Annotated in this window: 22 protein-coding genes; 13 read left to right on the top strand and 9 right to left on the bottom strand. The window is 68.4% G+C overall.

Translation table 11 applies throughout. The features are described 5' to 3' along the window. Positions 1 to 159 precede the first annotated feature (159 nt). Positions 160 to 1,563 carry an NAD(P)H-quinone dehydrogenase gene (locus FND50_RS13855; RefSeq protein ID WP_005256965.1) on the bottom strand — a complete coding sequence of 468 codons (1,404 nt, stop codon included), beginning with the start codon at positions 1,561 to 1,563 and terminating at the stop codon, positions 160 to 162. A gap of 116 nt (positions 1,564 to 1,679) precedes the next feature. Here FND50_RS13855 and FND50_RS13850 point away from each other — a divergent pair, with 116 nt between their 5' ends. Then, on the top strand, positions 1,680 to 2,141 hold the full coding sequence (locus FND50_RS13850) for a gamma-glutamylcyclotransferase (protein ID WP_005256966.1): 462 nt from the start codon (positions 1,680 to 1,682) through the stop codon (positions 2,139 to 2,141). 19 nt (positions 2,142 to 2,160) lie between these two features. On the opposite strand, the gene FND50_RS13845 is transcribed toward FND50_RS13850, so the two are convergent. From FND50_RS13845 to FND50_RS13835, 3 genes are read right to left on the bottom strand one after another with little or no spacing between them, the layout of a single operon-like run. Beyond that, the gene (locus FND50_RS13845; protein WP_144286129.1) at positions 2,161 to 3,312 is read right to left on the bottom strand and encodes a M20 family metallopeptidase; all 1,152 of its coding nucleotides are present in this window, start codon (positions 3,310 to 3,312) and stop codon (positions 2,161 to 2,163) included. Beyond that, positions 3,309 to 4,469, bottom strand: a complete 1,161-nt coding sequence (locus tag FND50_RS13840) for a M20 family metallopeptidase (protein ID WP_005239922.1) — start codon at positions 4,467 to 4,469, stop codon at positions 3,309 to 3,311. The genes FND50_RS13845 and FND50_RS13840 overlap by 4 nt, the downstream gene beginning before the upstream one ends. Before the next feature lie 12 nt (positions 4,470 to 4,481). Next, entirely contained in the window at positions 4,482 to 5,180 is a 699-nt protein-coding gene (locus FND50_RS13835) for an enoyl-CoA hydratase/isomerase family protein (protein ID WP_144286128.1), read from the bottom strand. Positions 5,181 to 5,200: 20 nt separating this feature from the next. Between FND50_RS13835 and FND50_RS13830 the strand changes: the two genes are divergently transcribed. Both FND50_RS13830 and FND50_RS13825 read left to right on the top strand, forming a co-directional pair. Next, positions 5,201 to 5,983, top strand: coding sequence for a purine-nucleoside phosphorylase (locus FND50_RS13830; RefSeq protein WP_144286127.1), 783 nt, complete (start codon positions 5,201 to 5,203; stop codon positions 5,981 to 5,983). Next, positions 5,980 to 7,569 carry a phospho-sugar mutase gene (locus FND50_RS13825; protein WP_144286126.1) on the top strand — a complete coding sequence of 530 codons (1,590 nt, stop codon included), beginning with the start codon at positions 5,980 to 5,982 and terminating at the stop codon, positions 7,567 to 7,569. The genes FND50_RS13830 and FND50_RS13825 overlap by 4 nt, the downstream gene beginning before the upstream one ends. A gap of 8 nt (positions 7,570 to 7,577) precedes the next feature. Here FND50_RS13825 and upp read toward each other — a convergent pair whose 3' ends face one another. Then, complete coding sequence (gene upp / locus FND50_RS13820) at positions 7,578 to 8,201, bottom strand: uracil phosphoribosyltransferase (RefSeq protein WP_005572116.1); 624 nt, start codon at positions 8,199 to 8,201, stop codon at positions 7,578 to 7,580. 132 nt (positions 8,202 to 8,333) lie between these two features. On the opposite strand from upp, the gene FND50_RS13815 reads away from it, so the two are divergent. The 4 genes from FND50_RS13815 to FND50_RS13800 are packed head-to-tail and all read left to right on the top strand — an operon-like array spanning position 8,334 to position 10,505. After that, on the top strand, positions 8,334 to 8,657 hold the full coding sequence (locus FND50_RS13815; protein ID WP_186301282.1) for a type VII secretion target: 324 nt from the start codon (positions 8,334 to 8,336) through the stop codon (positions 8,655 to 8,657). Positions 8,658 to 8,659: 2 nt separating this feature from the next. Continuing rightward, positions 8,660 to 9,850 (top strand): C40 family peptidase, encoded by a 1,191-nt coding sequence (locus FND50_RS13810; protein WP_144286124.1) that lies wholly within the window; start codon positions 8,660 to 8,662, stop codon positions 9,848 to 9,850. 8 nt (positions 9,851 to 9,858) lie between these two features. After that, complete coding sequence (locus FND50_RS13805) at positions 9,859 to 10,203, top strand: hypothetical protein (protein WP_144286123.1); 345 nt, start codon at positions 9,859 to 9,861, stop codon at positions 10,201 to 10,203. After that, positions 10,200 to 10,505, top strand: coding sequence for a YbaB/EbfC family nucleoid-associated protein (locus FND50_RS13800; protein WP_144286122.1), 306 nt, complete (start codon positions 10,200 to 10,202; stop codon positions 10,503 to 10,505). Before FND50_RS13805 ends, FND50_RS13800 begins: the two co-directional genes overlap by 4 nt. A gap of 3 nt (positions 10,506 to 10,508) precedes the next feature. On the opposite strand, the gene FND50_RS36095 is transcribed toward FND50_RS13800, so the two are convergent. Then, entirely contained in the window at positions 10,509 to 10,655 is a 147-nt protein-coding gene (locus tag FND50_RS36095; RefSeq protein WP_172650429.1) for a hypothetical protein, read from the bottom strand. 512 nt (positions 10,656 to 11,167) lie between these two features. On the opposite strand from FND50_RS36095, the gene FND50_RS13790 reads away from it, so the two are divergent. Further along, positions 11,168 to 12,412: a hypothetical protein gene (locus FND50_RS13790; RefSeq protein ID WP_007296661.1), complete on the top strand. Its 1,245-nt coding sequence runs from the start codon at positions 11,168 to 11,170 to the stop codon at positions 12,410 to 12,412. A gap of 19 nt (positions 12,413 to 12,431) precedes the next feature. On the opposite strand, the gene FND50_RS13785 is transcribed toward FND50_RS13790, so the two are convergent. From FND50_RS13785 to FND50_RS13775, 3 genes are read right to left on the bottom strand one after another with little or no spacing between them, the layout of a single operon-like run. Beyond that, on the bottom strand, positions 12,432 to 13,517 hold the full coding sequence (locus tag FND50_RS13785) for an adenosine deaminase (RefSeq protein ID WP_005256982.1): 1,086 nt from the start codon (positions 13,515 to 13,517) through the stop codon (positions 12,432 to 12,434). Positions 13,518 to 13,526: 9 nt separating this feature from the next. After that, on the bottom strand, positions 13,527 to 14,822 hold the full coding sequence (locus FND50_RS13780; RefSeq protein WP_144286121.1) for a thymidine phosphorylase: 1,296 nt from the start codon (positions 14,820 to 14,822) through the stop codon (positions 13,527 to 13,529). Further along, the gene (locus FND50_RS13775) at positions 14,815 to 15,219 is read right to left on the bottom strand and encodes a cytidine deaminase (protein WP_005239890.1); all 405 of its coding nucleotides are present in this window, start codon (positions 15,217 to 15,219) and stop codon (positions 14,815 to 14,817) included. The genes FND50_RS13780 and FND50_RS13775 overlap by 8 nt, the downstream gene beginning before the upstream one ends. 324 nt (positions 15,220 to 15,543) lie before the next feature. Between FND50_RS13775 and sdhC the strand changes: the two genes are divergently transcribed. From sdhC to FND50_RS13750, 5 genes are all read left to right on the top strand, one after another. Further along, a complete protein-coding gene (sdhC, locus tag FND50_RS13770; protein WP_025432265.1) occupies positions 15,544 to 15,879 on the top strand; it encodes a succinate dehydrogenase, cytochrome b556 subunit in 336 nt (111 codons plus the stop codon). Between the two features lies 1 nt (position 15,880). Beyond that, positions 15,881 to 16,324 (top strand): succinate dehydrogenase hydrophobic membrane anchor subunit, encoded by a 444-nt coding sequence (locus tag FND50_RS13765; RefSeq protein ID WP_005239887.1) that lies wholly within the window; start codon positions 15,881 to 15,883, stop codon positions 16,322 to 16,324. A 15-nt stretch (positions 16,325 to 16,339) separates the two neighbouring features. Continuing rightward, on the top strand, positions 16,340 to 18,091 hold the full coding sequence (sdhA, locus tag FND50_RS13760) for a succinate dehydrogenase flavoprotein subunit (protein WP_005256984.1): 1,752 nt from the start codon (positions 16,340 to 16,342) through the stop codon (positions 18,089 to 18,091). Then, positions 18,091 to 18,870 (top strand): succinate dehydrogenase iron-sulfur subunit, encoded by a 780-nt coding sequence (locus tag FND50_RS13755; protein WP_005256985.1) that lies wholly within the window; start codon positions 18,091 to 18,093, stop codon positions 18,868 to 18,870. The genes sdhA and FND50_RS13755 overlap by 1 nt, the downstream gene beginning before the upstream one ends. Before the next feature lie 155 nt (positions 18,871 to 19,025). Next, entirely contained in the window at positions 19,026 to 20,021 is a 996-nt protein-coding gene (locus tag FND50_RS13750; protein ID WP_144286120.1) for a malate dehydrogenase, read from the top strand. Positions 20,022 to 20,037: the final 16 nt, after the last annotated feature.

The following is a 20,037-nucleotide window of genomic DNA, read 5'->3' as shown; positions in this document are numbered from 1 at the left end:
AGGAGGCACGTCAAAGCAGGGGTCAGGTGAGGAACACCCTGTCCGTCCTGGGTCTGCGGGGCGGGAGAGCGCCGAGGCACGGGTCGATGATTTCGAACCGTGCCCCGACTATCTCACCGGAGGAGCCACTATGTGAAATGCATATCCCACAATTCGGGATCAGTCCAGGTCGTCGTGCCGCATCAGCTGGCGTGCCGCCTCGGTGATCGAACCCGTCAACGACGGGTACACCGAGAACGTCGCGGCAAGATCGTTGACGGTGAGGTTGTTCTGCACGGCGATCGCGATCGGCAGGATCAGTTCCGAGCCGTTGGGGGCCACCACGACGCCGCCGATGACCACACCGGTGGCCGGACGGCAGAAGATCTTCACGAAGCCCCGGCGCAGTCCGGACATCTTGGCGCGCGGGTTGGTGTTGAGCGGGAGCATGACGGTGCGCGCCGGCACCTCGCCGTCGTCGATCGCGGCCTGGCTGACGCCCACGGTGGCGATCTCGGGGCGGGTGAACACGGCCGAGGCCACGGTCTTCAGCTTGATGGGGCTCACGCCCTCACCGAGCGCGTGGTACATCGCGATGCGGCCCTGCATGGCGGCGACGGACGCCAGCGGCAGCAGGCCGGTGCAGTCACCCGCCGCGTAGATCCCGGACACCGGCGTCCGCGACACCCGGTCCACGCGCAGGTATCCGCCCTTGTCGAGCTCGATGCCGACCTTCTCCAGTCCGAGACCCTGGGTGTTGGGAACCGAACCGACGGTCATCAGGGCGTGGCTGCCCTCGACCGTCCGGCCGTCGGCGAGCACGACGACGATGCCGTCCTCGGTGCGCTTCACGGCATCGGCCCTGGCGTGCTTGACCAGGGTGACGCCACGCTCGGCGAGGACGTCCTCGAGCACGAGGGCAGCGTCGGCGTCCTCACCGGGCAGGACGCGGTCGCGGCTGGACACCAGCGTGACCTTGACGCCCATCTCGGTGTAGGCGGACACGAACTCGGCACCGGTCACACCGGAACCGACGACGACGAGGTGCGTGGGCAGCTCCTCGAGGTCGTAGAGGTCGCGCCACGTCAGGATGCGCTCGCCGTCCGGCTCCGCCCCGGGGATCACCCGGGGGCTCGCGCCCGTGGCGATCAGGACGACGTCCGCGTCGAGTGTCTTCTTCTCGCCGTTCTCGAGGGTGGCACACACCTGGTGGGACGCCATGCCCAGTCGCGGGTCGGCGATCTCGGCGGTGCCCGACAGCAGTTCGACACCCACCGTCTGGAGGCGGGTGCGGATGTCGGAGGACTGCGCCTGCGCGAGGCTCTTCACGCGGGCGTGGATCTGCGGCAGCGCGACCGTGGCCTGCTCGGGATCGAGCGCAATGCCCAGGTCGGTGGCGCGCCGCATGTCGGTGCGCACGCCGGTGGAGGCGATGAAGGTCTTCGACGGCACACAGTCGAACAGAACGCAGGCGCCGCCCACCCCGTCCGAATCGATCAAGGAGACGGAGGCGCCGTGCTGTGCGGCCACCAGCGCTGCCTCGTATCCGGCAGGCCCGCCACCAATGATCACGATTCGGGTCATCTGTCCTCCAATTCAACTGTCGACCGGGGTCTCCGGCCGGCTCTTCCTGCGATCGCAGCGCGGCGTGTCGTGCACTGCATGCAACAGATTACTAGCCACCGTTTAGGCTTGCCGCCGTGTCGATCTATGCCGCCTACGGGTCCAACATGCATCCCGAGCAGATGTTGCAGCGCTGCCCACACTCGCCGATGGCTGGGACGGGCTGGCTGCACGGCTGGCGACTGACGTTCAGTGGCGGGGACATCGGCTGGGAGGGCGCACTCGCCACCGTGGTCGAGGACCCCGATTCCAAGGTGTTCGTCGTGCTCTACGACGTCCCCGAGGAGGACGAGGTCAGCCTCGACCGATGGGAGGGCTCCGAACTCGGCATCCACCGCAAGATCCGCGTCCGCGTGGACACCGATGGCGAACCCGTTCTCGCCTGGTTGTACGTGCTCGACGCGTACGAGGGCGGCCTGCCGTCCGCTCGCTACCTCGGGGTGATGGCCGACGCCGCAGAGATCGCCGGGGCCCCCTCCGACTATGTGCGCGACCTGCGCACCCGCAACAGCCGCAACGTCGGACCGGGCACCGAATAGAACCGCCTGACGCCGCGCCTCAGCCCAGCACGAGGCTCGACAGCACCCGGACCCCCACGCCCAGCGCTCGCTCGTCCAGATCGAACGTGGGCTGGTGGATGTCGAGTTGCTCGCCGACGCCCGACCAGACGCCGAGTCGGGCCATCGCGCCGGGAACCTCTTCGAGATACCAGGAGAAGTCCTCCCCGCCGCCGGACTGCGGCGTGTCGGCGAGGGCGTCCGGGCCGACCGTGCGGATGGCGTCCTCGAACATGCGCGTCGACACCTCGTCGTTGACGACGGGCGGGACGCCGCGGCGGTAGTTGAGCTGGTACCGCACCCCGGTGGGCGCGAGCAGACCGTGGACGATCTCCCGGACCAGCGGCTCGAGCATCTCCCACGTCTCGTGATCGCCGGTCCGCACGGTGCCGGTCATCATGCCGGTCTGCGGAATGGCGTTGGGCGCCCGGCCGGCGCTCACGGCACCCCATACCATCACGGTGCCGGTGCGGGGGTCGATCCGCCGGCTGAGCATGCCCGGCAACCCGGTCACGACGGTGCCCAGCGCGAACACGAGGTCGGTGGTCAGGTGCGGACGCGAGGTGTGGCCGCCCGGTGAGTCGAGCACGACCTCGATGGTGTCGGCCGCGGACGTGATCGCGCCGAGCCGCACCCCGACCCGTCCGGCCGCGAGCCGCGGATCGCAGTGGAGGGCGAAGATTCGCGACACCCCCTCGAGCCGTCCGGCAGCGACGACCTCGAGCGCACCGCCGGGCATGACCTCCTCGGCGGGCTGGAAGATCAGTCGGACACCCACCGGGAGGTCGGGGATCTCGCTGAGCGCCAGACCCGTTCCCAGCAGGATCGTGGTGTGGGCGTCGTGTCCGCACGCGTGCGACACGCCCGGCACCGTCGACGAGTACGTGGCGCCGGTGAGTTCCTGGAGCGGAAGGGCGTCGATGTCGGCGCGCAACGCGATGCGGGGACCGTCCAACGGTCCGAAATCACACGTGAGGCCCGTCCCGCCGGGCAGCAGTTCGGGCGACAGACCGGCCGCGGCCAGCCGGGTCGCCGCGAATTCCGTCGTCGCGTATTCGTGTCGCGCGAGTTCGGGATTGGCGTGGATGTGTCGACGCCACTGGGAGAGTTCGTCGGTGTGAGCGAGAATCCATTTGTCGACTGCCGCGTTCACCGGCGATCAACTCCTTCCAACAACCGCACCCGCTGTGTGTCGTCCGTTGCCGCGCGAACTGCCGTGCGAGCCAGCGCAATCGCTCCGTCGATCACAGCGCGGTCGGCGGACTCGGTGATGCACGCCGCCGCGAACCGAGGCTGATGCGTCACCGCGCCGCCCGAATCGAGGCCGATGACGGGATGAATTCCGGGCAGGACGTTGGTGACGTTGCCCATGTCGGTGCTGCCCAGCGGACGGACGCCCTCCCACTCGAGCGGCAACGGTGTCCGTCCCATGTCGATGATCTGCTCCCGGTACGTCGCGACCAGCCACGGGTCCGGCGTCAGTTCCGTGTACGTGGGCGACACCGTCCGGATCTCGTGCGTGCACCCGGTGGCGAGTGCGCCGGCCGCGAAACACGCCTCCGCGCGTGTCGTCAGCTCGGACAGCGCCCACGCCGTCTCGGCGCGCAGGTAGTAGAGCATTTCGGAGCGTGCGGGAACGATGTTGGGCGCGGTGCCGCCGTCGGAGACGATCCCGTGGATCTGCTGCCCCGGCGAGAGGTGTTGGCGCAGCAGGCCGATCCCGACCTGGGCGACGGTCGCGGCGTCGGCGGCGTTGCGCCCGAACTCCGGTGCGGCCGACGCGTGCGCTTCGCGGCCGGTGAACGTGACCGCGATGTCGGCCAGCGCGAGGGACGTCGCTCCAGTGATGTCGATCGGACCCGGATGCACCATCAGGGCGGCCGCGACATCGTCGAAGACGCCTTTCTCGAGCATGGCGATCTTTCCGCCGCCGCTCTCCTCGGCGGGCGTCCCGATGACCCGCACCGTGATCCCGAGCCGGTCGGCGACCGTGGCGAGCGCGACGCCGGCACCGACCGCGGACGCCGCGATGATGTTGTGCCCGCACGCGTGACCGATCTCCGGCAGCGCGTCGTACTCGGCGCAGATTCCGATGACGAGGTCGCCGCTGCCGAAGGTGGCGTCGAACGCCGTGGGCAGGTCCGCGATGCCCGACTGCACGTCGAACCCGCTGCGTTTGAGCAGTTCGGTGATCTTCGCGACGCTCCGGAACTCCTCGAACGCCAGTTCGGGTTCGCTGTGGATCGAATGGGACAGCGCGATCAGATCGGTCTCGATTGACCTGACCGCCGCCTCGACATCCGCATTCACGTGCTCATTCTCTCACCCGAAGCTGAAGTTGCTCTTGTCCGTCACCGTGGCGAGCGCGGCGAGGGCGTCGTGATGGATTCCGCGCTTGATCCCGGCGAGGTTGGCGCCGCGGGTGGCGGTCAGTGCGGCGGCCCGTGACACGGCGGCCGCGAGGACGCCGTCCCCGTCCGCGATCTCGTCGACGATGCCCGCGGCGAGCGCGTCGGAACCGCCGTAGCGGCGGCCCGTCGTCATCGCCTCCACCGCGGTCTGCTTGGGCAGACGGGTGTTCAGGAGCGCCGACATCCCCACGGTGAAGGGCATGTTCAGCGACACCTCGGGGAGGCAGTAGAACCCGCGGTCGGCGCGCATGACCCGGAAGTCGTGCGACGTGGCGAGCATCGCGCCGGCACCGAAACTGTGCCCCTGTACGGCGGCGACGGTGGCCATCGGGAACGCGAGGAGGCGGCTGTAGATCGTGTGCACACGATCGAGGTATTCCGGGAGCTTGTCCGTGTTGGCGAAGATCCACGTGGTGTCCAGACCGTTCGTGAAGAACTTGCCCGTCGCGGTCGTGACCAGCGCGGCGGGACCCTCGTGGGCTTCCACCTCGTCCAGCGCGGCGTGGGTGGCGTCGATCCAGTCCGGATGGAAGCGGTTCTCGTCGTCCGTCTCGCCCTCGTTGCCGAGGTACAGGATGAATACGTCGCCGTCGCGATCGAGATAAGGCATGGGTGGAAGACTATCGCCTCATGGGAACGCCAGACGCCGCGGCCGCCGCGCTCGCCGCGCACACGAACTGCGCCGAACACTCGATCGCCGTCGTCCTCGGATCGGGGTGGAATGCCGCCGCCGACCGGTTCGGCGAATCACTCTGCACCGTCCCGATGGCCGATCTACCGGGGTTCACACCGCCGTCCGCCGCGGGGCACGCCGGAACGATCCGCTCCGTCGAGGTGGGCGGCAAGCGGATCCTCGTCCTGCTCGGCCGCACCCACGCCTACGAGGGCCATCCCCTGTCGTCCGTCGTCCACCCGGTGCGGACGGCCATTGCCGCCGGAGCGACGACCGTCATCCTGACGAACGCGGCCGGCGGAATCCGCGAGGACTTCACCGTCGGACAACCCGTGCTGATCAGCGATCACCTCAACCTCACGGCCCGGTCACCTCTCGTGGGCGCGGAGTTCGTGGACCTCGTCGACGCGTACGACCCCGAACTGCGGGCCCTCGCCCGCGACATCGACGGGTCGCTGACCGAAGGCGTCTACGCCGGGCTGCCGGGTCCGCACTACGAGACCCCCGCCGAGATCCGCATGCTGCGGACGATCGGCGCGGACCTCGTCGGCATGTCCACCGTCCACGAGACGATCGCGGCGCGGGCGCTCGGCGCCCGTGTCCTCGGGATCTCGATGGTGACGAATCTCGCGGCCGGCATCACCGGCGAGCACCTGAACCACGAGGAGGTCCTCGCCGCGGGCCGGGCGTCCGCCGACCGCATGGGCGGTCTCCTGCGAGAACTGGTGGAACGCTTGTGAACGATGCGATCGCGGACTGGATCGACGCCGATCCCGACCCCGAAACCCGGGCGGAACTCGCGAATCTCTCCGCAGACGAGCTCGCCGACCGTTTCGCCGCTCCGCTGAGTTTCGGGACCGCGGGTCTGCGCGGGCCGGTGCGGGCAGGGCCGAACGGCATGAACCTCGCCGTGGTGATCCGCACGACGGCCGGGCTGAGCGCCTGGCTGAAAGACCGATGTCTGGGCGGCTCCACCGTCGTCGTCGGGCGCGACGCGCGGCACGGATCCGAGAAGTTCGCGGTCGCCGCGGCGGAAGTACTGGCGGCCGCGGGTTTCTCGGTCGTCCTCCTCCCCCGCCCGCTCCCCACGCCGATCGTCGCGTTCGCGGTCCGCCGCCTCCGCGCCGCGGCCGGCGTGCAGATCACCGCCTCCCACAACCCCGCCGCCGACAACGGGTACAAGGTCTACCTCGACGGCGGCGCCCAGTTGATCTCGCCGTCCGACCGGGAGATCGAAGCATCGATCACCCGGGTCGGGCCGGCGAACCTCGTGCCGCGCACCCCGGTGACACCAGCGTCCGAGGAACTCCTCGACCACTACGTCGACCGGGTCGCGTCCCTGCCGACGGGACGGTCGCGGACACTGCGCATCGCGCTCACCGCCATGCACGGTGTCGGCGGCGAGACCGCGGTCACCGCACTGAAATCCGCCGGATTCACCGACGTCCACACCGTCGCCGCACAGTTCGACCCGGACCCGGACTTCCCGACCGTCCAGTTCCCCAATCCCGAGGAGCCGGGGGCCGCGGACGCCGTCCTCGCTCTCGCCGCGGAGGTCAGCGCCGACATTGCGCTGGCCCTCGACCCGGACGCCGACCGGTGCGCGGTCGGCGTGCGCGGGCCGGACGGCTGGCGGATGCTCCGCGGCGACGAGACGGGGGTCCTGCTCGGCGAGCACGTCCTCGCGGCCGCCCCGGCCGATTCGCTCGTCGCGACGACGATCGTCTCGTCCGCCCTCCTCGGAAAGCTCGCCGAGGCCCGCGGCGCCCGCTTCGCCCGCACCCTCACCGGTTTCAAGTGGCTCGTGCGGGCCGGCGAGGGTCTCGTGTACGCGTACGAGGAAGCGATCGGTCACTGCGTCGACCCGGAGTCGGTGCGCGACAAGGACGGTATCTCCGCCGCGGTGGTGGCCGCCGACCTCGCCGCGACGCTGCGGGCGGAGGGGTCGACACTCCTCGACAGGCTGGACGACTACGCGCTCGAATTCGGGTTGCACGCCGGAGACCAGGTGTCGCGACGTGTCACCGACCTCGCGGACATCACCGCGATGATGCGACGCCTGCGGTCGGATCTGCCTGCCGAACTGGCCGGCGAACCCGTCGAGGCCACGGATCTGGCGGAACTGCGGGGGCAGTCCCGCACCGACGCGGTCGTTCTCGCGGGGTCCACCGTCCGGATGGTCGTGCGGCCCTCGGGAACCGAACCCAAGCTCAAGTGCTACCTGGAGGCGGTCGTCCCGGTGCCCGATCGATCGGCGCTACCCGCAGCCCGCGAGAGGGCCGCGACCCGGTTGAACCTGTTGCGCGAGTTCGCCGAAGCCCTGTAGCCGAGGAGTCAGCGCGGCCCGAACTGACGGTCCCCGGCGTCGCCGAGGCCGGGGACGATGAACGCGTCCTCGTTGAGCCCCTCGTCGACCGCGGCGGTGACGAGTCGCACGGGATGACCCGACGCCGAGAGGGCGGCAACACCTTCGGGCGCGGCGACGACACACACGGCGGTGACGTGCGTGGCGCCGCGAGCGACGAGCAACTCGATCGTGTACACCATCGAACCGCCGGTCGCGAGCATCGGGTCGAGAACGTACACCGGGATGCCGGACAGGTCCGCGGGGAGCGACTCGAGGTACGGCACCGGCAGATGCGTCTCCTCGTCCCGGGCCATGCCGACGAAACCGACTCGGGCCTGCGGGATCAGGCTGCTGGCCTGCTCGACCATGCCCAGTCCGGCGCGCAAGACGGGAACGAGCAACGGCGGATGGGTGAGCCGCACCCCATCGGTCGTGGCGATGGGCGTGACCACGTCGAACGTCTCGACCGGAGCCTCGCGCATCGCCTCGTACACCAACATGTGTGTCAGCCTTCGCAAGGCGGCGCGAAATGTGGCATTGTCGCTGCGCGCATCGCGCATCGTTGTCAGGAGGACCGCTGCGAGCGGATGGTCGACGACGTGCGTGTTCATGTTCGAAGAATAAGGGGGCGCGGGGCGAGATTTCGCAGGAGAGCGATTCTCGGCGTATCGGGGGTGGAACCGATTCGGTCTCACCTGCGTCCAATATGGTGACCGGTATCAAATCCGACTGGGGGGATGACGATGAACGACTTGAGGGCGGATACCGCGAGTGTCGCCGAGTTCGCGGCCACGGCCGCGACCATGTCAGCGGAGATGCAGGCCGCGGGTCTCGGGGCAGCCGCCGCGGGGCCGCTCCTGCTCGGACCGGTCTTCGGGGTGATCGGCGGAGACTTCGTCGCCGCGTTCGCCACGGCGCACGCCGCGCACCTGGCTTCCATCGAGAAACTGTCCGGCATGCTCGGCGGGATCAGCGCGACCGCCCTCGCGAACGCCGCCACCTACGAGGGCACCGAGGCCGCCACCACGGCCGCTCTCGCCGCGGATGCGGTCGGGCTGGAGGCCTGACCGTGATCCCCATCGATCTCCTCACCCGCCCGATCATCGATCTGCTCGGGGCGTTCGGCAGCGGCGTCCTCCCCGCCGGCGGACCGGCCGACGCCCTGCGCGCGTCCTCGGTCGCCATCGACGCCGTCCACGACACCGGACGCACCGGCATCAGCTCCGTCTACGGCGACTGGCAGGGCAGGGGTGGCACGGGTGCGCTCGTGAAGACCGAAGAGGCGCAGCGGGCGACGGTCGCGGTCTCCGATCGCGGCAACGACATGGCTGCCGTCGTCGCCGAGGCCTCCGAGATCGTCCGGGCCGGAATGCTCCAACTGGAGGAGATCCTGCAGTCGTTCATCTCCCTCGCGGTCGCGGCCGGACCCGCCCTGGCGACCCCGCCCGGTCAGGCGATGATCATCGCGGCGGCACTCGACCACCTCGGCAGGGCCACCGCGGTCGTCGCGAAGGTGCGGGCCGAACTCGGCGAACAGACCGGCCGGATGGTCGCCCTCACACCGGCCGAAGACATCCCGGCCGCGCCCGCCGCCACCGCCCCCGCGAGCACGTCCGCGGCGAGCACGGTCCCCGCGTCCGCGGCCCCCGTCGCACCCGCGGGCTCCGAGGCGGTCAGCCGCGCGGCCTCCGGGTTCGCGAGTTCCTCGGGCGCGTCGCCGATGTCGGGCCTGACCAGCATCGCCGCCCCGGCCGCGCGCTCGTCGGGCGGACGCGGCTCGGGCGGATCCCGCGCGGATTCCCTCACCGGCAGGTCCGGAGATACCGGCCACGGGCCGTCCACCTCGGACTCCGCACACGGCGGCGAGGGCGTTGAGGTGGTCCTGCCCGACGGCAGCACCGCCGTCGCCCCCAACAAGGAGGCGGCGGACGCCGTCCGCAACGCCCTGTCGCAGCAGGGTGTCCCGTATGTCTGGGGCGGGACGTCGCCGGGCGAGGGCCTCGACTGCAGCGGGCTGACACAGTGGGCGTACGGCGAAGCGGGCGTGGGTCTTCCGCGTCTGGCGCAGGAGCAGAACGTCGGCACCGCGGTCGACCCGGGCGACCTCATGCCCGGCGACCTCGCCGTCTGGGACGGCCACGTGGCGATGGTGATCGGCAACGGCCAGCTCGTCGAGGCCGGCGATCCCGTGCAGGTCGGTCCGATTCGAACCAGCAACAGCGGCATGGGCTTCTACGGCTTCTACCGACCCACGGAATGACAGGAATCATGTTTCCCCCCACCCCACCCCCGGCCGGGACCACGGCCGCAGTGAGCAACCGCTCCGGCACCGTCTCGGTCCGGGCCACCGAGCAGGGCCTGCCGCTCGAACTCCGCATCGATCCGCGCGAACTCCGGTACGGCGGTCAGCGGCTCGCGGACGAGATCCTGACGCTCTGCAGGCGCTCGGCCATGGAGGCCGGGGCGCGGCGACGCGACGAACTCGCCCGTGACGGCATGCCCGCCGAGATCCTCGACAAGCTCGGTCTGCCCACCCGCGCCGACGTCGCCGCCGCGCAGGCGATCGAGGACGAGGAAGAACCCACCCCGACGAGCTGGATGCGACCACTGTGAGCGAACACGACATGAATGCGATCGTCGGGCGGGCCACCGAACAGGTGAATCTGCTCGAGGAGGCCCTCGCCGGGCTTCAGGCGATCAAGGCGCGCGCGTCGAGCGAGTCCGATCAGGTCACGGCCGAGGTCGACGGGAACGGCACACTGACCGGTCTCTGGATGGACGACTCCATCTCGACGCTCGACGCCCGCACACTCGCGACGATGATCACGAGCACCACCCAGGAGGCCGCTCGGCTCGCCACCGAACAGCGCGCCCGGGTCATGACGACGCTGCAGGACGGGTTCGGAAAGGTGTGACCGTCACTCCCCGGCGAAGTCGACGACCGTCTGGCTGAGCGGCATCTCGTCGGTACGGGGTTCCGGAGTGGGCAGATACGTGACGTCCTCGAGCGTCGTGTGCCCTGCCAGGTCGAACGCGTCGAACTCGAACGGCACGCTCTCGGCCAACGCCGGATTCGTCGACCATGCCCGCGAGGCCGGGAATCGGCCGCGGTGTTCGTCACGTGGACCCCGGCCGTCAGATGGTGGCGACCGTCCGTCGCAGCGACGGGGGACGGGCGCACGGGATGGACAGCGCGACGGGGAGGGACCGTCGAGCTGAGCGGTCGACGACGGCCGTTCGGCGCTGGACCACTCGGTCCCCCACTCCGGCGAATCCGACCCGGAGGCCTCCGACGTGCCGCACGCGATGGTCGCCGCGCACATCCCCGGCACTGCGATCGAGGAGACGAACGACCGTCGCCGTCGGGGTCGTCGAGTTACCTCGCCGGTCCGGAACATGCTCCCTGCTCGAACTACTCGACGCATTGTGAAAGTCATGGTAGGGCTCCGATACGCACCGCTCGCCCCGTTGGGCCGACTCGGTCGCGGCTGCTGCGACACGGCGGCGGCGGGCGTCGGAAACGGTCCGCACACAGCCCGGGTATAACTTTGGCCGCGGGGTCGATAGGCTTCGCGCCATGGCTGGAGACATCGTCCCGATCGAACTCGGTCTCACCGACGGCGACCTCGTGACACTGTGGGCACCACGGTGGCGTGAGGGCGACGACGAGTGGGAAGCATTCCTTGGTCACGAGGAAGACCTCTACGGGTTCGAATCAGTGGCAGAACTCGCTGCCTTCATCCGCACGAACACCGACAACGATCTCGTCGAGCACCCCGCCTGGAGTGTGGTGTCCGGACTGTCCGCCGCCGAACTCGAGCCCGACGAGAACTTCTGCTTCGATCTGATCGGTGTTCCGGAGCTGGCGGCGAGCGACCCCGAGGCCCTCGTCGTGAGCGAACTCGAAGACACGCTCAACATGGTGCGCAACATCGGTGAGGTCTGCGAGCTGGACGCGGTCACCAAGTTCTTCAACGCGAACCCCATCCTCGGCGCGCTGCCCGCAGGCGCCAGCGCATTCGAGGGCCGCGAGGGCGAGGAGCTGTGGGCCCAGATCGGCACCGCCATCGCGAAGGGCTGGGATGACGTCCTCGACGCCGTCGACAACATCGTCGCCACCCCCGAGGTGGACGCCGAGGCGGTAGCCGTCGCCGAGGCCGAACTGGTGGCCGCCGACGAGAACACCGTCGACGTGGACGACGTGGCCGAAGAGGCGGAGGAAGACGAAGAGTTCGTCGCGCTCGACCTCGATACCGAGGACGAGGAGGAGGACGATTCGTTCTGGGGGGCGGTGGGTGTCGACCCCGTCAAGATCATCACGTCCGGGGAGACCTACTTCACGCTCCGCTGCTACCTCGACGACGACGCGATCTTCCTCGGGCGTGACGGCGCGATCTTCGTCTTCACGTCCGAACGCGCGCTGGCTCGGTATCTCGCCGACAACCACGAGCACGCCCTCGCGCAGGTGAGCACGTACGAGGAGATCCAGGTGGCGGCGGTCGACGGATCGCTCGAGGTCGAGGTCACCGACGAGAATGTGTACGTCCTGCCCGGTCTCGCCGACGACCTGGCCGCGGGCCCGGAATCCGTCGATGCCGATCAGCTCGACCTCGCCGTCGAATTGTTCACCGATGCAGCCGATTTCGCCGACGACGATTCGGTGGAAACCGCACTCGCGACGTCCGAGCCGCTGGGCTGGTACGTCTCGTTCGTCCTCAACCCGGATCCGACGCGGATGGCGCCCAGCGCACCGTTCGACGCCGAGGCCGAGGCGTGGCGGACGCTCGAGCGGGAGTTCGAGGCCCGCTTGCGGACGGTGTGAGCGTCCGCCCTCGGGGCGCTCAGCCCACCAGCACGGCGAATCCCGGCTTGATCACCTCGTCGATCAACTGCAGCCGCTGATCGAACGGGATGAAGGCCGATTTCATGGCGTTGATGGTGTAGCGCTCGAGATCTGTCCAGCCGTAACCGAACGTCTCGACGAGGCGGAGCATCTCCTGACTCATGCTGGTATCGCTCATCAGCCGGTTGTCGGTATTGACGGTCACCCGGAACCGCAGCCGGGCGAGCAGGTCGAACGGATGATTCTCGAGTGCGTCCACGGCCCCGGTCTGGACGTTGGAACTGGGACACAGTTCCAAGGGAATCCTTTTGTCCCGCACATAGTTCGCGAGCCTTCCCAGCACCGGGACGCCGTCGTCGCCGATCGTGATGTCGTCGGTGATCCGGACCCCGTGTCCGAGCCGGTCCGTCCCGCAGAACGCGATGGCCTCGTGAATGGACGGCAGACCGAACGCCTCACCCGCGTGAATGGTGAAGTGTGCATTGCTGCCCCGCATGTACTCGAAGGCGTCGAGGTGGCGGCTGGGCGGATTCCCGGCCTCGGCGCCGGCGATGTCGAAACCGACGACACCGCGGTCCCTGAACCGGATCGCCAGTTCCGCGATCTCCCGGGACCGCGCTGCGTGCCGCATCGCGGTGAGCAGGACGCCGATCCGGATGTTCTGACCGCGCACCTCTGCCGCCGACTCCCCGGCCTCGAATCCCAGCAGGACCTGCTCCACCACCTCGTCCAGGGTCAACCCGTCCTCGAGGTGCTGCTCCGGGGCGAACCTGACCTCGGCGTAGACCACCCCGTCGCCGGCGAGGTCCTCGGCGCATTCGCGGGCGACGCGTTCGAGCCCGGCGGGTGTCTGCATGACCGCGACCGTGTGGGCGAACGTCTCGAGGTATCTCTCGAGCGAACCGCTGTCGGCGGCCTCCCGGAACCACGTGGCGAGCGCGGGCGCGGTGTCGGCGGGCAGCGCGTCGTAGCCGCAGTCGCGGGCGAGTTCGAGGACCGTCTCGGGCCGGAGACCTCCGTCGAGATGGTCGTGCAGCAACACCTTCGGCGCTCGGCGCAGGGCCGACAGATCCAGTGCGGTCATGCGTCGACGTTAGCGTGAGGGATCCTCTATCCGCTCGATGACGAGCGGCGTGGCCACCGACGGCGCGTCGGCCACGACGGTCCAGGCTTCGGAAAGTGCGGCTTTCGCCGCGGCGAACCGTTCGGGCGTGTCGGTGTGCAGCGTGACGAGCGGGGTGCCCACCGACACCGTCTCCCCCGGCTTCGCGTGCAACTCTACGCCCGCCCCGGCCTGCACCGGCTCGCCCTGTCGCGCCCGACCCGCGCCGAGCCGCCATGCGGCGAGCCCGACCGCCATGGCGTCGAGATCGCACACCACCCCGTCCGACTCGGACAGCAGCACCTCGGTGTGCCGGGCCGTCGGTAGCGGCGCGTCGGGGTCGCCGCCCTGGGCGGCGATCATCCTCCGCCAGCGGTCCATGGCGGACCCGTCCCGCAGTTTGTCGGCCGGGTCGACACCGTCGATTCCGGCTGCCTTCAACATTTCTCGCGCGAGCTCGAGAGTGAGTTCCACGACGTCGGACGGGCCGCCCCCGGCGAGCACCTCCAGCGATTCCCGCACCTCCAGCGCATTGCCCGCCGTGTGGCCGAGTGGCGCGTCCATCGCCGTGAGCAACGCCATCGTCCGCACTCCGGCGTCGTTTCCGAGGTCGACCATCGTCTGGGCGAGTTCGCGCGCGTCGTCGAGCTTCTTCATGAACGCGCCCGACCCGACCTTGACGTCGAGCACGAGCGCGCCGGTGCCCTCGGCGATCTTCTTGCTCATGATCGAGCTGGCGATCAGGGGAATCGACTCGACCGTCCCGGTGACGTCGCGGAGCGCGTACAACCGCCGGTCCGCCGGTGCCAGATCCGAGCCCGCGGCGCACACGACGGCTCCGACGGCGGGATCGGACAGGATTTCGGCCATCTCGGAGGTGTCGAGGTCGGCGCACCAGCCGGGGATCGACTCGAGCTTGTCGAGGGTTCCGCCGGTGTGACCCAGCCCGCGTCCCGACAGTTGCGGAACCGCGGCGCCGCACGCGGCGACCAGCGGCGCGAGCGGAAGCGTAATCTTGTCGCCGACACCACCCGTCGAGTGCTTGTCCACGGTGGGGCGGCCGAGGTGGGTGAAGTCGAGGCGGCGACCGGACGAGATCATCGCCGTGGTCCAGCGGCTCACCTCCTCGCGCGTCATCCCGCGGAAGTAGATCGCCATGGCCAGCGCCGACATCTGCTCGTCGGCCACGACCCCCCGGGTGAATGCCTCGACCACCCAGTCGATCTCTGCACCGGACAGTTCCCTGCCGTCGCGCTTGGCGGCGATGATCGACGAGGCGTCATGCATGGCTGATTCTCCCCTTCTCCTCCGGACCGAAAGCGTCCGGCAGCAGCTGTTCCAATGGGCGCACGCCGGCCCGGTGGTCGACGAGCAGTGCGGGGCCGCCGTGCTCGAAGAGAATCTGCCGGCAGCGTCCGCACGGCATGAGTATGTCGCCACTCGCGTCACAGCAGGTGAAGGCGATTAATCGCCCGCCACCGCCGGCAAATAAGTTACCGACCAGTACGCACTCGGCGCAGAGCCCCAACCCGTATGAGACATTTTCCACATTGCATCCGACGACGATTCGCCCATCGTCCACCAGCGCCGCCGCTCCCACCGCGAAGCCCGAGTAGGGCGCGTAGGCCCTGCCCATCACCTCATGCGCGTTGGCGCGCAACAGTTTCCAATCGATCTCGACCATAGTTTCCCATCCAATCACGTGGGCTGAATGGATGCAGAGATTCGCCCGGGACGGCCCAATTTGTATTGGAGAGGCAAACCTAACTTCATTTGCGGGGGGCGTACGAACCCCGACTCGAATTAGTTCCCCCGTTTCCGTTGGGTTTAGAGTTCAGAGAAGTCGGTTCAGGATCACGTCGGGTCCCTAGTTGTGGTATATCCGCAACGCTGCGCAGACTCGACACGTCCACCAATGACGTTGGAGGCACAGCACTCGATGAGTACTACGACTGAAGCCGCTCCGGCCAAGGAGCGCACACGGTCGCTTTACCGGGGCGACCCCGGAATGTGGTCCTGGGTTTTGCACCGGATCACAGGCGTAATGACGTTCTTCTTCCTATTCGTGCACGTGCTGGATACCGCGCTGGTGCGCGTGAATCCCGACACGTACGACAGTGTCATCGAGACCTACAAGAACCCGATCGTCGGGCTCATGGAGCTCGCGCTCGTCGCCGCGGTGCTGTACCACGCACTGAACGGTGTCCGGGTGATGCTGGTGGATTTCTGGTCCAAGGGACCGCAGTACCAGCGCCTGATGCTCTGGGTAATCCTCGCGATCTGGTTCCTGGTGATGATCCCGGGCGCCGGCCGCATCTTCTACAACATGTTTGCGGGGCACTGACATGACGACAGAAGCCAAGAGTCTCGGCAAGACCTACGACCGTCCCGCCAGCCTGGACAACCCGCGCTCTCCACGCCGGACGTCGAAGAACAACTTCGAGCTGTACGCCTGGCTGTTCATGCGGTTCTCCGGACTCGCACTGATCTTCCTCGTGCTCGGCCACCTCTTCATCATGCTGATGCTCGACGACGGTGTGCACCGCATCAACTTCGCGTTCGTCGCAGGCCGCTGGTCCAGCCCGTTCTGGCAGTTCTGGGACCTCACCATGCTGTGGCTTGCCCAGCTGCACGGCGGAAACGGACTCCGCACGGTCATCGCGGACTACTCCCGCAAGGACTCCACGCGCTTCTGGCTGACCACGATCCTCGTTCTCTCGATGATCCTGATCATGGGCCTCGGCACGTACGTCATCTTCACCTTCGACCCCAATATCTCGGCGAGCTAGGGGAGCACAGACTTCATGCAGGAACACCGTTATGACGTGGTCATCGTCGGCGCCGGCGGCGCCGGCATGCGCGCAGCGATCGAGGCCGGTCCCCGCGCCCGCACCGCGGTACTGACCAAGCTCTACCCCACCCGCAGCCACACCGGCGCGGCCCAGGGCGGCATGTGCGCCGCGCTGGCGAATGTGGAGGAAGACAACTGGGAGTGGCACACCTTCGACACGGTCAAGGGCGGCGACTACCTCGCCGACCAGGACGCCGTCGAGATCATGGCCAAGGAGGCCATCGACGCGGTGCTCGACCTCGAGAAGATGGGTCTGCCGTTCAACCGCACGCCCGAGGGCAAGATCGACCAGCGTCGTTTCGGTGGTCACACCCGCGATCACGGTAAGGCCCCCGTGCGCCGCGCATGTTATGCCGCGGACCGCACCGGTCACATGATCCTGCAGACGCTCTACCAGAACTGCGTCAAGCACGACGTCGAGTTCTTCAACGAGTTCTACGCCCTCGACATCGCGATCACCGAGACGGAGAACGGCCCGGTCGCCACCGGCGTCATCGCCTACGAGCTGGCAACCGGCGAGATCCACGTCTTCCACGCGAAGTCCATCGTGTTCGCCACCGGCGGCTCGGGACGCATGTACAAGACGACGTCCAATGCGCACACCCTCACCGGTGACGGCATGGGCATCATCTTCCGCAAGGGCCTTCCGCTGGAGGACATGGAATTCCACCAGTTCCATCCGACAGGCCTGGCCGGGCTCGGCATCCTCATCTCCGAGGCCGTGCGCGGTGAGGGCGGCATCCTCCGCAACGCCGACGGCGAACGGTTCATGGAGCGCTACGCCCCCACCATCAAGGACCTCGCCCCCCGTGACATCGTCGCGCGGTCGATGGTTCTCGAGGTCCTCGAGGGACGCGGCGCGGGACCGAACAAGGATTACGTCTACATCGACGTGACCCACATCCCCGAGGAAGTTCTCGACGAGAAGCTCCCCGACATCATGGAGTTCTCCCGCACCTACCTCGGTGTGGACCCGGTCAAGGAACCGGTGCCGGTGTACCCCACCTGCCACTACGTCATGGGCGGCATCCCCACCCGGATCAACGGTGAGGTTCTGCGCAACAACGACGAGATCGTCCAGGGCCTGTACGCCGCCGGCGAGTGCGCCTGCGTCTCCGTCCACGGCGCGAACCGTCTCGGCACCAACTCGTTGCTCGACATCAACGTCTTCGGACGACGCGCCGGCATCGCCGCCGCCGAGCACGCCAACAACAGCGAGTTCGTCGACATGCCCGAGGCGCCCGAGAAGATGGTCGACGACTGGATGGCCACCATCCTGTCGGACCACGGTCACGAGCGTGTCGCGGACATCCGCAGCGAGCTGCAGCAGTCCATGGACAACAACGCCTCGGTGTTCCGTACCGAAGAGCGCCTCACCCAGGCCCTCAAGGACGTGCGCGCCCTCAAGGAGCGCTACAACCACATCACGGTGCAGGACAAGGGCAAGCGCTACAACAGCGACCTGCTCGAGGCCGTCGAGCTCGGTTTCCTCCTCGAAATGGCGGAGGTCACCGTCGTGGGCGCGCTGAACCGCAAGGAATCGCGCGGCGGCCACGCCCGCGAGGACTACCCGGACCGCAACGACGCCGAGTACATGAAGCACACGATGGCATACAAGGAGGGCGACGGCCTGCTCTCCGACATCCGTCTCGACTACAAGCCGGTAGTCCAGACCCGCTACGAGCCGATGGAGCGGAAGTACTGATGAGCGCACCTGCAGTCGACAAGAGCGAGAACAAGTCGGATCTCCCTCCCGTGCCCGAGGGCGCCGTCATGGTCACCCTCAAGATCGCGCGAATGAACCCGGAGTCCGGCGAGGGCCAGCACTGGGACAGCTTCCAGGTTCCGGCTCTGCCGACGGACCGCATGCTGAACCTGCTCCTGTACGTGAAGGGCTACCTCGACGGCACCCTGACGTTCCGCCGCAGCTGCGCCCACGGCGTGTGCGGTTCGGACGCGATGCGGATCAACGGCGTCAACCGCCTGGCCTGCAAGCTCCTCATGAAGGACATGCTGCCCAAGGACGGCAAGCCGGTCACGATCACCGTCGAGCCCATCAAGGGCCTGCCGGTGGAGAAGGACCTCGTGGTCGACATGGAGCCCTTCTTCGACGCGTTCCGCGCCGTGAAGCCGTTCCTCATCACCACCGGCAACGAGCCCACCCGTGAGCGCATCCAGTCGCAGCACGACCGGGCACGCTTCGACGACACCACCAAGTGCATCCTGTGTGCCTGCTGCACCACATCGTGCCCGGTGTACTGGAGCGACGGCAGCTACTTCGGTCCCGCCGCCATCGTCAACGCTCACCGCTTCATCTTCGACAGCCGTGACGAGGGTGCGTCGGAGCGTCTCGACATCCTCAACGACAAGGACGGTGTCTGGCGTTGCCGGACCACGTTCAACTGCACCGACGCGTGCCCCCGTGGCATCCAGGTGACGAAGGCGATCCAGGAAGTCAAGCGCGCGCTGCTCTTCGCACGCTGACCCCAGGTCTGCCGAGCACGTTCCCGGGCGCCCCCGACCACACCGGTCGGGGGCGCCCTGCGTCGTGTCCAACCTCACTGCCCGCGCGGTCCCACGGTGAAATCTCCGCGCTAGTGTCGAAAGCAGATGCTCCCGACGGACAGCGAGGTTCACCCATGGCGCAGTCGCCCAGTCCCGCAGTGGTCACGGTCACCGGAGCGGCAGGCAGCATCGGCTACGCGGCGCTGTTCCGGATCGCCGCAGGCGAGATGCTCGGACCCGACACCCCGATTCGGCTGCGGCTCTTGGAGATTCCGTCCGCCGTGTCCGCTGCCGAAGGTACCGCGATGGAACTCGACGACAGCGCCTTCCCCCTGCTCCGCGACATCGAGGTCCACGACGACCCGAAGCGGGGCTTCGACGGCACCGACGTGGCTCTCCTCATCGGATCACGTCCTCGGTCCAAGGGTATGGAGCGTGGCGACCTCCTGGCCGCGAACGGGCAGATCTTCACCGTGCAGGGTCGGGCCATCAACCAGGTTGCCGCGGACGGAGTCCGGGTGCTGGTCGTGGGCAACCCCGCCAACACGAACGCGCTGGTCGCCGCGAACAACGCCCCGGACGTCCCTGCGGACCGGTTCACGGCGCTGACCCGGCTCGACCACAACCGCGCGATCGCCCAGCTGGCACGGCACTCCGGGGCCGCGGTGAAGGACATCAGCCGCGTCGCGATCTGGGGCAACCACTCGAGCACCCAGTACCCCGACATCTTCCATGCGAGGGTCGGTGACCGGTCCGGTGCCGAGTTCGCCGCCGACCGCGAATGGCTCACCGGCGACTTCATTCCCACGGTCGCGAACCGTGGCAGCGCGATCATCGAGGCTCGCGGCGCATCCTCCGCGGCCTCCGCCGCAAACGCCGCGATCGACCACGTGCACGACTGGGTGCTCGGCACCCCCGAGGACGACTGGACGTCCGTGGCGCTGCCCTCCCCCGGCGCCTACGGCGTGCCGGAGGGTCTGGTGAGCTCGTTCCCGGTTCGCTCGGTCGGCGGGGCGTGGCAGATCGTGGACGGGCTGGAGATCGACGACTTCTCGCGGAAGCGGATCGACGCGTCTGTTGCGGAACTCGAATCCGAACGCGACGCCGTCCGGGGCATGGGTTTCATCTGATCCGGCGTCCGTCTTC

Origin of the sequence: Rhodococcus sp. WB9 (genome assembly GCF_007558985.1) — a bacterium.
Classification (GTDB): domain Bacteria; phylum Actinomycetota; class Actinomycetes; order Mycobacteriales; family Mycobacteriaceae; genus Rhodococcus_F; species Rhodococcus_F opacus.
The sequence above is the reverse complement of the archived record's forward strand: the minus strand, read 5'-3'. Positions and strand labels throughout refer to the sequence as shown.